Here is an 11321-nt window from a genome sequence, read left to right as displayed (position 1 = left end):
CACTACCGCGAGGAACGAGCACAAACGTGAGCGCAGCGAACTAATTTAAAATAAACACTTCCACTTTGTCCTCTTTCTTCTCTGGCCAGCGATTCGTGCTGGTAATCCTTCTTATTCTCGGGTGCCAACAACTGGCTACATCTCAATCACGGATCGCCGTTCTCAATTTTCGTTGCGGAGGGGGGCAGCCTACTTTTAGAGACTATTTGCTTGGGCCAACAGGTGCCAACGCTTCTGATTGCAGGGTACTCCAAGAAGCGGTAATGTCTGCCCTTTATGCTGATGCGAGAGTACAATTGATCGCCCATTCTGAGCAAGAGGCTGTAGCCGCCGAGCGTGACCTACAACGCGACGAAGACTTCATAGAGGGCTATGTCGTAGATCAGTGGGCAGTACAAGGTGTCGAGTACTTCCTAACAGGTTACATTTCCATTAGCGAGCAAAAACTCAACCTTACCTTTCTCCGCGCTACGGATCATCGCCCTCTTATCCAGGAAGAACTGTCTTTTAATGCCGGTCTATGGAGTAATGCCAATGAACGCAAATCGCTGGTTCTTACCGGCCTCCAACGTATGCTCACCAAACTATTCCCTGCCGAAGTACCGCTCGTAAAAGTGCTTAAAGGTTCTAAAAGTAAAGCCCGAACCATCCTCATTGCAGGAGGCACCAAGCAAGGTTTTCGTCGCCATCAGGAACTGGCGGTGAGGACCACAATTGTAGAAAACAACCAGGGCGAGATTCGTTCTCGTTCCGTTCGCATAGCCAGTATAGTCGTAGAAGAAGTGGAAAGCGAGCATTTTAGTCGTTGCGTCATCATGTCTGGTGGCCGGGAAGTTCAAGAGGCACTGGATAAGGGACAGGAGGTGTTTATTGAGATTTTATAAGGGGGGGGAAACCAGACTAACGTAAAGGAGACTAACGCTAACTGCTGGTCAAGAGACCAGCGGGATATTATAACACATTAGTTAGGAAACTAACATGAGCGGTAGGGATAGTATTCCACCTAATATTTGTTTACAAAAAAACAGGCATGTACTTGTGAGACCTCATCCGAGGTGCTTGAGCTGACCTCGGATGAGGTTAAATATTGGTAGAAAACATAAACAAACAACGGACCGACCTCGGAGAGGTCGCACAATAGTAAGCATAAACCTTCTATTTTGATTATGGTACTGATTACCTTAGTTTCAACCTAATATTAATAGGCTCTCCCGAGACCAAGAGCCTGAAAATTAGTCAAGAAATACACAAAAAAACTATGATAAAAAAGATTGGATCATCATTGTTATTCTTTTGCTGCTGCCTGATGGCGAATTATGCAATTGGGCAAGAGAATCAATTGCTGGATACCTTTAGCAGGGATAAGATTCCTGTATTGATAGAACCTATGCAGTTTCCTGCTGATGTGCCACCAGGTGTGGTGGAAAGGGTGCAGCAAATTGCCTTTCTTTCCTTAGAGCGGCACTGGCATTTTCAGGTGATCAATCACTCTACGGAGGAAAACAAAGGGGAAGTTGACCCCGAGTATATTTTCCAACTAAACATGGAACCGCTAATCGATGACTTGAGTCAGAGCGATGCCCTTGACACGTTGGGGATGCTTACACGCACCAACTATTCCCTTGCTGGGGGATTTAGCTTCAACTTGCGCGTGACCAATATTGTCACCGGCGAACTCAAGTACAGCCGGGAGGTCAAGTGTGTGACACGTGCCTATGGCCGTAAAAATTTCCTGGCCCGAAATTTTGTCTTCGACTATGGGCGAAATCCTGATTGGAAATTCGTCAAAATGTACCCCTTTCCTGGCTCCCCGCAAGAGGAAGCTACAATTATTCAAGAGCAAAAAAACAAGCTTCTTCTTGATGCTTTAGATGCCCTTCCTGCTGTTTGGAACAAAGAACTTTCAGCTCTTTTCCCATGTCCTATACACTTGGTTAAGGTAGTGGCTGGTAAAACGAAAAAACCTACTCGGGTAATTATCGATGCAGGAGCAGACAATGGCATAAGTATAGGAGACCCGTTGGAGCTTTTCACCTACGACGTCTACCAAGCGATGGGCCAAACCTTTATAAGAGAAGAAAAATTGGCCACGTTTTATCCTATTGAAATTGAAGAAAACCAGACCAGGGGCTCTATTTATGGTGGCCGAAAAGAGGTAGGCCAGGCGCTGGAGCGAGGAGAGACTGTCTTTTTGAGGTTCAAGTATTAGACTTGTTCTACTGGGAGCATCTCGGGAGAACAAGTCTATTAAGTTTGGCTTCAGCCAAGCTAATAAAAAAGGTCGCCCCGCACAACGCGAGGCGACATCCTATTCACCATATGCCATTTCATGGCAAAACATACTTCTTCTGTTTGGGTTACCAAACCTCCTTTTAATTACCGTCCCACCAAACTTTGGAGGTGAGTGTAATATTTGCGGGAACATTTGCTGCATTGTTATTCACCTCGGTATCCGTGTAAATCATACGGGTAGGAATTTGATTGTAGTCCGCATTCAACGCAGGTTGGATATCATCCGGAAAGCCTGTTCGACGGAAGTCGTTGTAAGCTTCAAAAGCTCCTAAGAGGAAACTAGCGATGTACTTCTGCTCAATCAAGTCACCTAATCCTTCCAATGGGTTAGCAGCCAAATATGCGTCTATATCAGTACTCGAAATTACTGTTTCAAACTCTCCATTGCCCGACAACTGCTCCATGTGGGTACGAATAGCGGTTTCATACGTGGCTGCTGCCTCGGTTGTCTGCCCCGTTCGCCATTGGGCTTCCGCCTTAATGAAAAGTTGTTCGACGTAAGTCATCATCGGGATGTCCAGGTCGGGATCCAGGTAATAGGCTCCGATATTTGAAATCTCCGCCAGTGTCTGGGTGGGTGCCCCACCGTTGGAATGACCAAGGTAGATAGCATCGACACCATTAACGTCGGACATAATAGGCAAACGAGGGTCATTGAGGCCCTGAAGTTTGCTCACAAAGAAATTACTCATCTGCATCGTATTGGCAAATTTCACTATCCATTGGTTCCAGGGCGATTCTTGGCCAGGGTCGCTGTTATATTCAAAGCGGGCTTCATCCCCTGCGCTTGTCATCGCTTTTTCGAGGGAGGCAAGCGCCAGGTTCGACAAATTTTGATCATCCGCCCCAGGGGCATCGGTCAAACGAAGGTAGTAGCGGGCCTTGAGGGCATACGCGAAACGAATCCAGGCTGCAGGATCACCACCTAGCAATAGGTCGCCACCGCCAATAGAAACCGGACTTTCCTTGCCTAATGCAGCAATTCCTTCATCCAGCATCAGCTGAATACCATCGTATACCGTTGATTGGTCATCAAATAAAGGCTTACCGTTGTTCTCTCGCTGGAGTGCATCCGTAAATGGGATATCCCCCCACCAATCGGCCAATAATGCATAGTTGTGTGCCATTAAAACTTTAGCAACACCTACATGATGCTCCTGACCAGCTTCCTCTCCCAGTTCAATCATTTTTTTGGCGTTAATCAAAACACCAGCGTAGGAATAAAAAGCCCATTCATTATTACAATCCGACGTATTGATTCGGTAAGTATCATTACTGGGAGCAGTTGTATTATTTGCAATTTGCTGCATCCACTGCGCTCCGTAGCGGCTCCAATTACCTCCTCCTACAAGGTTATAGGCAGTGGTAGCGGTCATGTCCGCGAGTAGTAAATCCAGGTCGCCGGGGCTTTCCGGCTGATTAGGATCGGTATTAATATCGAGGTAATCATCACAGGCTACCAGGGATAAGCCCAAAGCCAGGATAAAGAGAAATTTTATATGTTTCATTATCATTATTTTTATTGAACACGATGTGCTTTTCTAGAAAGTTACATTCAATGCTACATTGTACCCCACTGTTCCGGGGGTGATAAAATTGTAGAAACCTTGCCCGTTGGCAGAACCATAAAGGCTTGATTCGGGGTCAGCACCGGTGAAATTAGGTGCATTGAGGTAGAGGTTACGCCCCGTGAAGGAGATATTCAACTCCTCCATGAAGGTTTTACTCAATGCAGACTTGGGTAGGCTGTAGCCAAAGGTTACTTCACGTAAGCGAACGAAGCTGCCATCTTCAACCAGGTCTTCCATTGCGCGGCCAAAATTGATTCGCCAGTAATTTTCATCGTAAGGAACTTCAATGTTATTCGGTGAACCATCGGCAAGTACACCATTCGGATAGACGAACGTATTTTCGCCCGTACGATCTTCACTTTGCTTGGTGGTACCGTAGCCGTTGAGATAGAAATTGTCCAGATTGAGAATGTCTCCCCCTTGGCGGATATCCAACAAGCCGAAGAGGGTAAATTCACCAGTCTTTTCGTTACCGAAACGGAAGGTAGAACGGATGCCTGCAAACCAGTCGGGCTGGGTATTGCCAATTACTCCCAAGCTGGCCGCAGCCCTCAAGGGTAATCCGTAGGTGCCAGAATTAGGATCACTATCAATAAGCACCTGTCCATCGTCATTACGCGCATATTGAGAACCCCAGATAACACCGTATCCCTGATCACGTACAATGTAGATACCAGGGTTGGTGAACCCTCCCAGACGAATGTTATCTACACCTTCTGTCAATGAAATTACACGATTGGTATTTTTGGTAAACGTTCCGCCAATATCCCACTGGAAGAAGCTCGTTTTCACCGGAGTTACCTCTAATAAAAACTCTACACCTTCATTCTGCATCGAACCGGCATTCACCAAACGAGATACTGCACCAGAAGAACCCGCTACCGGTGCCTGGAAAATTTGATCGTTCGTTTTACGGTCGTAATAAGTACCCTCCAGGTGGACACGACTATTAAAGAAGTAGGCTTCTACGCCAAACTCAATCTCTTCCGTTTGTTCAGGCTTCAGCGCTGGATTTCCAATCACATTACTAATGGTAAAACCATTGGTACCGTTGTACGGGAAAAGAATATTTCCCCGTTGGCCATCTCCTACACTTGACTGAGCATACAAATCTGTCTGTGTAGCGTAGACTGGCGCATCATTGCCTACCTGAGCATAACCCGCACGAACTTTCAGAAACGAAAGTACCTTACTACTCTGCAAACTGGCGAAAGCATCAGTCAGCACAAAACTACCAGAAACACTGGGGTAGAAGTAACTCCGATTGTCTTTTGGCAGTGTACTCGACCAGTCGTTACGGCCTGTTACAGTTAGGTACAGAAAGCTTTTATAGCCCACTGTTGCCGAAGCATAAGCCCCGATCAAACGCTGCTGGCTATTACTCTGGCTGGTTGTAATCGTCGCCGCATTTGACAAGTCAAAAAAGTCAGGAACGGCCAGGTTTACCCCCTGTGTGAAGATACGATCCGTGGCCCGGTCATTGATCTGGTTACCGACCAAAACATCAAGATTAAAGTCATTGATCTGACGATTGTAGCTCAGTGTAATATCGTTGTTAAACTGGCGGTTGGTGATGTTGTCCTCATAAACACGTCCCGTTGGAAACGTTCCAATCGTACCGATGACCTCGCGATAAAGTCGGCGGTCAAAATAAACATCGGCTCCAAAGCGATTGGTCAGGCGCAAGCCGTCCATTATTTTGTAACTAATGTTGAAATTAGGTAGGAAGCGATTGACATTACTGACCAATCGATTCTGATCGACGGTAAAATAAGGGTTGTTTCGACTGGTACGATACAAGCGTTGTGTACCATCCTCATTGAGGTAATCTTGTGGATTATCTCCCTGAAGATCATAGGTGACCGGCGCCCCGTAAACCGTCCACATATACGATTGCCTTCCGTTTCCTTCTGTTACTGTAGTAATATCCGTATTGGTGTAGGTAATTCCTGCACCGACCCCCAGGCGGTCACTTAATTGGGTGTTGAATTTTGCCAAGAGGCTATGGCGATCCATATCATTGTTACGAACAATACCCTCTTCGATACGATTAGCGTAAGAAAGATAGTAGTCGCTAGTAGCTGTACCTCCTGAAATAGACAAGGCATTATCCAGATTTGACCCTTGGCGGAAAAAATCTTTCGCATTGTCATGAACAGAAACCGGGCTACCGTTCGGGTCGTAATTCCCATCACTGTCTACCCGAAGGGTATCAATGAGTGCCCCCCAACTGGTAGAAATCCGTTGAGCGGGATCGCTCCCGTTGAAATAGTTTCCATTTAGTCCTTGTGAGTACTTGGTTTGTAGTTCAGGCAGACGTGCGTTACTAAAGCCATAATTACTGCTAAATGTAATTTTTGGCTTGCTGCCCTGGCTACCACTTTTCGTGGTAATGAGTACGACCCCATTGGCTGCTCGTGATCCATAAAGTGCTGTAGCTGCTGCCCCTTTGAGGACAGTCATCGTTTCTACATTATTGGGATCAATATCCACTGCACGGTTGGTGGTACCACCAAAGAAAAGTGGAGAATCACCGTTGCCTCCGCCGTTGGCTCCATTTTGGCCACCGCCAAAAATCTGGGAATTGTCAACGGGTATACCATCAATGACAAAGAGCGGCTGGTTATTCCCCAGGAACGAAGAATTGCCACGGATAATGATCCGTGCAGATGATCCAGCCTGCCCACCAGAGGAAGTGGTTTGCACCCCGGACACCCGGCCACCAATAGCATTAATAATATTGGTTTCCCGGTTCTGAGCCAGGGCATCGCCCCCAACTTCTTCCACCGCGTAAGTGAGTGCTTTGCGCTCTCGTTCGATACCTAGTGCCGTAACAACCGCTGTTTCCAGCGTAATACCTTCTGACAAGACAATATCCATCACGGAACTTGCCCCCAGGGGTACTTCTTTAGGGTCAAACCCTGTATAGCTGTAAATAAGCACTTCGGCACCAGCAGGCACCCCAATTTGGTAGGCACCATTCAGGTCCGTTACCGTTCCTGTGCTGGTTCCTTTTACTAGAATACTGGCCCCGATCATAGGGGTGCCATCGGCTTCCGTCACTGTTCCCGTGACGGTGCGTTGGGCCTGGAGTACCAATACGGAACTGCAAAACAGGCCAAAAAGTAATAAAATACGTTTCATAACAGTGAGTTTTATTAAAAAGTCGCATAAAGCATCCTGCCAAAGGATCGCCGCGGACCCAGAGGTATTTATTATTCGACAGTAAAAAACAGCTTACCTTTTCCCTCCTGACGTTTTCACGCAGGGGGATTCAGATGACCAAAAGGATCATCCCAAAAGGTTGATGAAAATTTATTGTTGTGAAGCGTTTGCGTTTTTTGGCTAATTCTGAGAGGTCAGAAAAGTTGCCGGGTCACAAGGACCCGGCAGCCAACTACTAGTATGAAAAAACGCTCAATAGTTCCAAAATTATTAGCACGGTATTACAGCGAGCAAGTTATCCTCCCTGCTGGCCGAGCTCATAGGCGCGAGCGACCGCTTCGTGGCGGGATTTCACGTCTAATTTTTTATAAATATTTTTTAGATGAAAACGTACCGTATTCTGACTCACAAATAAGCTTTCCGCGATCTCTCGGTAATTTTTGCCCTGGCACAGTAGATGATAAACTTCCTGCTCTCTTTCCGAAAGATTATCGCTACGCCGTTGGGCCCGAAAGGAGTCCATTATACGCTTTGTAGCATCTTTACTCAGGGGTGTTTCACCCTTTGCGAGCTGTCGTATTGCAGCCTGTACTATCGCTGGAAAACTATTAGAGGAAATAAAACCCGCTGCTCCTGAACGAAGCACGGCAAAGAATTGCGAATCAGAAAGATCGGTTGCTAAAACCAATATTGCAGCATCAGCCTGAGCAGACTGCGCTTTTGTAAATAAACGGAGACCATCGTCTTTAGGCATTATGCCCAAGAGTATTACTTCAATAGGTGGACCATCAACTTCTTGCGGTATGGCATTGGCCGTAGCAAAAGCACCTACGCATTGCGCGTCGGGCATTTTGTCCACAACTGCTTGCCAAGCCGTGCGCAAAGAGCGACTGGCCGTAACAATCGCTACGGATATCATTTAAACAGTTTGTCGGGTGACGTAGTACTACCGCTCATGGAGGTACTACTCAAAATTAGTCAAAAAATCCTAGTGTTGACTAATATAAACCTGGGTAGTGTTGGAGTTTCAAAGGCAATTTATTCGCCTCTTTTCCTTCCCTTTCCCTAATAATGACGAACCATGCGGTCTTTAAGTTGCAGGTTTGGATACTTGCTGTTGGATACATTCGTCTTGTCATTCAATGCAGGGTACCTATAAATAGACACCCAATAAAAACTCGCATCATTCATCTTGGCTCCAAGGTAAACGGATTTATGCGCCTAAACAACCACACACCTGGGTAGCTTTGGTGAATAGGGCATGAGTTGCAGTGAATGGGAGGCAACTGGTAAGGTGGATGACAAAAGGGTTTGTTTGGTGGCCATGAATAATTTCAAAAACAAGGGTATACAGGTTATTAATACCTTCTAATTGATTTATCTTTAAGCATCCAAAACCGAAGCTTGTCGACCCTTCTACCAAAGCCATCCGCACCGCTATTCTCAGCTTGGCCTCCAATTTACTGCTAGCCGTCGTAAAGGGAGTTGCAGGGGTATTGGGAAATTCTTTTGCCCTTATTGCAGATGCTATCGAATCTACCACTGATGTTGTTTCGTCTGCGCTGGTATTGCTTGGTTTAAAATATTCGACCAAACCGCCTGATGAAAACCACCCTTACGGGCATGGAAAGATAGAACCTGTAGTAACCTTCATTGTTGTCGGTTTTCTCATCGTTTCTGCGACGATCATTGTCATTCAAGCTATCCATAATATACAGGAGCCTCACGATGTCCCCAAGCCTTTTACTTTGATCGTATTAGGAGTGATCATTTTGGTCAAAGAGCTGTCCTATCGTTATGTTCGTCGCAAAGGGCAAGAAGTACAGAGTACCTCTCTACAGGCAGATGCCTGGCACCATCGCAGTGATGCCATCACTTCCTTTATTGCTTTTTGTGGAATCAGTTGGGCGCTTTGGATGGGGCCTGGCTACGAATACGCCGATGATTGGGCGGCCATCATAGCGGCGGGCTTCATTGTCTTTAATGCTTACCTGATCCTGCGCCCCGCGCTGGGGGAAATCATGGATGAGCAGTTCTACGATGACATGATTCAGCAAATCCATGAAATTGCCTCCAAAGTAGAGGGAGCTATCGAAATCGAAAAGTGCTTTATCCGCAAATCAGGGATGACCTACCACGCCGACATCCACCTGGTTGTAAACGGCGACATCAGTGTACGAACCGGACATAATATCGCCCATGATTTGAAAGATCAAATTCGAGCAGCTATGCCGGAGATGGTGGATGTGCTGGTGCATGTGGAGCCTTGGGAGATGGGTTGATGGTTGTACATCAGGAGGCTTTCGCTGGATTCGGAAATCGAAAAGACAGGCACCTCGCGCGCCTCAAATAGCTGAGTCTAAAGTTAGTGCGGAGGCCGGCAGGCCGGAGCTCGCCGGACGGAGGAGGAGGACAAGCGATGGGAACTGCTCCCTTGGCAGTGGACAGCGCGGTGCCGTAGTGGCGTTTGCACAGCAACGGCACTACCGGCATGGCCCCAAAACGATCTATTCCACCGTTTGAGGGTAATATTTTCTCCGCAACCAAAAGGCTACATTGACCAATGCGATCAGGGCAGGTACTTCGACCAAGGGGCCGATGACGCCAGTAAAGGCTTCTCCTGAATTAAGGCCAAAAACAGCGATAGCGACGGCAATGGCTAGCTCAAAATTGTTGCCGGTTGCCGTGAATGCAATGGCCGTATTACGAGGATAATCAGCGCCCAGGGCTTTGCCGATGAAGAAGCTGATGAGGAAAATAAGGCCAAAGTAGATGAGCAATGGAATGGCAATTCTGATCACATCAAATGGGATCGTTACGATCAGCTCGCCTTTGAGGCTGAACATGACGACGATGGTAAAAAGCAGGGCCACCAAGGTGATGGGAGAAATGGCAGGAATAAATTTTTGCTGGTACCACTCCTCCCCTTTCGCGCGAACCAACAGCACCCGACTGAGGAGCCCCGCCAGGAAAGGGATGCCTAGATAAATGGCCACACTCTCGGCGACGGTACCGATAGAAATATCGACGATGGCGCCCTCGAAACCAAAATATGGAGGAAGGACGGTGATGAATAGCCAAGCGTAAAAACTGTAAAAGAATACCTGGAAAATGCTGTTGAGTGCAATCAAACCCGCACCATATTCTCTGCTACCTTCGGCGAGGTCGTTCCACACGACTACCATCGCGATACAACGCGCTAAGCCTATCAAGATGAGGCCCGTCATGTATGCTGGGTAGTCTCGCAAAAAGATGATGGCCAACGCAAACATCAGAATAGGGCCTATGATCCAGTTGAGTACCAGCGATAATCCCAGGATCTTGACATTACTGAAAACTTTTGGAAGCATTTTATAATTCACCTTTGCCAGCGGCGGGTACATCATAAGAATGAGGCCGATGGCGATGGGAATATTGGTGGTGCCCACCGAAAATTTATTGACAAAATCTGCCGTTTCGGGCAATAGATACCCCAGAGACACGCCAATGGCCATGGCGAGGAAGATCCAGAGGGTAAGGTAACGATCGAGGAAGGATAAGCGTTTTTTTGCCATGATTGGATGGTTCTTGGTTGATGGTTGATGGTTTGGTGATTGGTTTCTTCCGGATTCCTACTTCTCACCTCGGGCTTTGATAAAGGCCAATTGAAAAGCGTAGAGTATTTCTCGGCCAATTTGGCGGAGGCGTTCCTCGTAGCGGGTGGCTTCTTCGGGGGTGTCGTCGGCTATTTTGGGGTCTTCATAAGTAAGTGGTAGGCGAAGTTCGACACCAGGAATGAAGGGGCAATTTTCGTCGGCATCAGAGCAGGTCATGATGGCGGCGAATTGCTTTTCAGGGTTAACAGGATCGTCGAAGGTCTTTGAAAAACAAACCAAGGGAGGCGCTACTGAAGTGTAATGGACTTGATAGTGCGGGTTATCTCCTCCAGGGTTTTCGATTTGGAAACCTACCCGCTTCAAGGCCGCGACCGCGCGGGGGTTGAAGGCCGTGCTTTCTGTGCCGCCGGAATAGGTAGCAATGTTTGACAAGCCAAAATAAGCGGCAGCCGTGGCTGCCCAAATCTGCCCCAAGTGGCTACGGCGAGAGTTGTGGGTGCAGATGAAATTGAGGGAGATGGGCTCGTTGGCGGCCAATTTCTGCACCAAATAACTGGTTAACCGGTTTAATAGTCCTTTTCTGGCCTCGGGGATGAGTGCACTCTCGGCGAGTAGCTCCTCTGTTAATTGGCGAACGTCATCCAATAAGGGTAAGCCCTCTGATGGTTGTGTTGAATTGTGTTGCACTATTATTGTT

Annotated in this window: 8 protein-coding genes; 3 read left to right on the top strand and 5 right to left on the bottom strand. The window is 47.3% G+C overall.

Features of this window, described 5'->3' with window-relative positions; translation table 11 throughout:
* The first annotated feature begins 65 nt into the window (after positions 1-65).
* Together ACRBG0_RS23300 and ACRBG0_RS23295 are read left to right on the top strand one after the other, a co-directional pair.
* A complete protein-coding gene (locus ACRBG0_RS23300; RefSeq protein WP_431489245.1) occupies positions 66-884 on the top strand; it encodes a hypothetical protein in 819 nt (272 codons plus the stop codon).
* 374 nt (positions 885-1258) lie between these two features.
* Positions 1259-2209 (top strand): hypothetical protein, encoded by a 951-nt coding sequence (locus ACRBG0_RS23295; RefSeq protein ID WP_431489244.1) that lies wholly within the window; start codon positions 1259-1261, stop codon positions 2207-2209.
* A 163-nt stretch (positions 2210-2372) separates the two neighbouring features.
* Here the strand turns inward: ACRBG0_RS23295 and ACRBG0_RS23290 are convergent, their stop codons facing one another.
* The 3 genes from ACRBG0_RS23290 to ACRBG0_RS23280 all read right to left on the bottom strand — a co-directional run bounded on the left by ACRBG0_RS23290 (position 2373) and on the right by ACRBG0_RS23280 (position 7947).
* Positions 2373-3800: a SusD/RagB family nutrient-binding outer membrane lipoprotein gene (locus ACRBG0_RS23290; RefSeq protein WP_431489243.1), complete on the bottom strand. Its 1428-nt coding sequence runs from the start codon at positions 3798-3800 to the stop codon at positions 2373-2375.
* A 33-nt stretch (positions 3801-3833) separates the two neighbouring features.
* Complete coding sequence (locus ACRBG0_RS23285) at positions 3834-7007, bottom strand: SusC/RagA family TonB-linked outer membrane protein (RefSeq protein WP_431489242.1); 3174 nt, start codon at positions 7005-7007, stop codon at positions 3834-3836.
* Positions 7008-7323: 316 nt separating this feature from the next.
* Positions 7324-7947, bottom strand: coding sequence for a response regulator transcription factor (locus ACRBG0_RS23280; protein ID WP_431489241.1), 624 nt, complete (start codon positions 7945-7947; stop codon positions 7324-7326).
* A gap of 508 nt (positions 7948-8455) precedes the next feature.
* Here ACRBG0_RS23280 and ACRBG0_RS23275 point away from each other — a divergent pair.
* A complete protein-coding gene (locus tag ACRBG0_RS23275) occupies positions 8456-9310 on the top strand; it encodes a cation diffusion facilitator family transporter (protein WP_431489248.1) in 855 nt (284 codons plus the stop codon).
* A gap of 225 nt (positions 9311-9535) precedes the next feature.
* Here ACRBG0_RS23275 and arsB read toward each other — a convergent pair whose 3' ends face one another.
* Together arsB and ACRBG0_RS23265 are read right to left on the bottom strand one after the other, a co-directional pair.
* Positions 9536-10582: an ACR3 family arsenite efflux transporter gene (gene arsB, locus ACRBG0_RS23270; protein WP_431489240.1), complete on the bottom strand. Its 1047-nt coding sequence runs from the start codon at positions 10580-10582 to the stop codon at positions 9536-9538.
* Positions 10583-10639: 57 nt separating this feature from the next.
* Positions 10640-11317, bottom strand: a complete 678-nt coding sequence (locus tag ACRBG0_RS23265) for a protein-tyrosine-phosphatase (protein ID WP_431489247.1) — start codon at positions 11315-11317, stop codon at positions 10640-10642.
* Positions 11318-11321: the final 4 nt, after the last annotated feature.

The organism is Lewinella sp. (assembly GCF_050633125.1).
GTDB lineage: Bacteria > Bacteroidota > Bacteroidia > Chitinophagales > Saprospiraceae > Lewinella.
The sequence above is the reverse complement of the archived record's forward strand: the minus strand, read 5'-3'. Positions and strand labels throughout refer to the sequence as shown.

Bases quoted from the DNA above. Each gene is read 5' to 3' on its own strand.
- ACRBG0_RS23295 (WP_431489244.1), top strand. From the start codon at position 1,259: ATGATAAAAAAGATTGGATCATCATTGTTATTCTTTTGCTGCTGCCTG.
- ACRBG0_RS23290 (WP_431489243.1), bottom strand. From the start codon at position 3,800: ATGAAACATATAAAATTTCTCTTTATCCTGGCTTTGGGCTTATCCCTG.
- ACRBG0_RS23285 (WP_431489242.1), bottom strand. From the start codon at position 7,007: ATGAAACGTATTTTATTACTTTTTGGCCTGTTTTGCAGTTCCGTATTG.
- ACRBG0_RS23280 (WP_431489241.1), bottom strand. From the start codon at position 7,947: ATGATATCCGTAGCGATTGTTACGGCCAGTCGCTCTTTGCGCACGGCT.
- arsB (WP_431489240.1), bottom strand. From the start codon at position 10,582: ATGGCAAAAAAACGCTTATCCTTCCTCGATCGTTACCTTACCCTCTGG.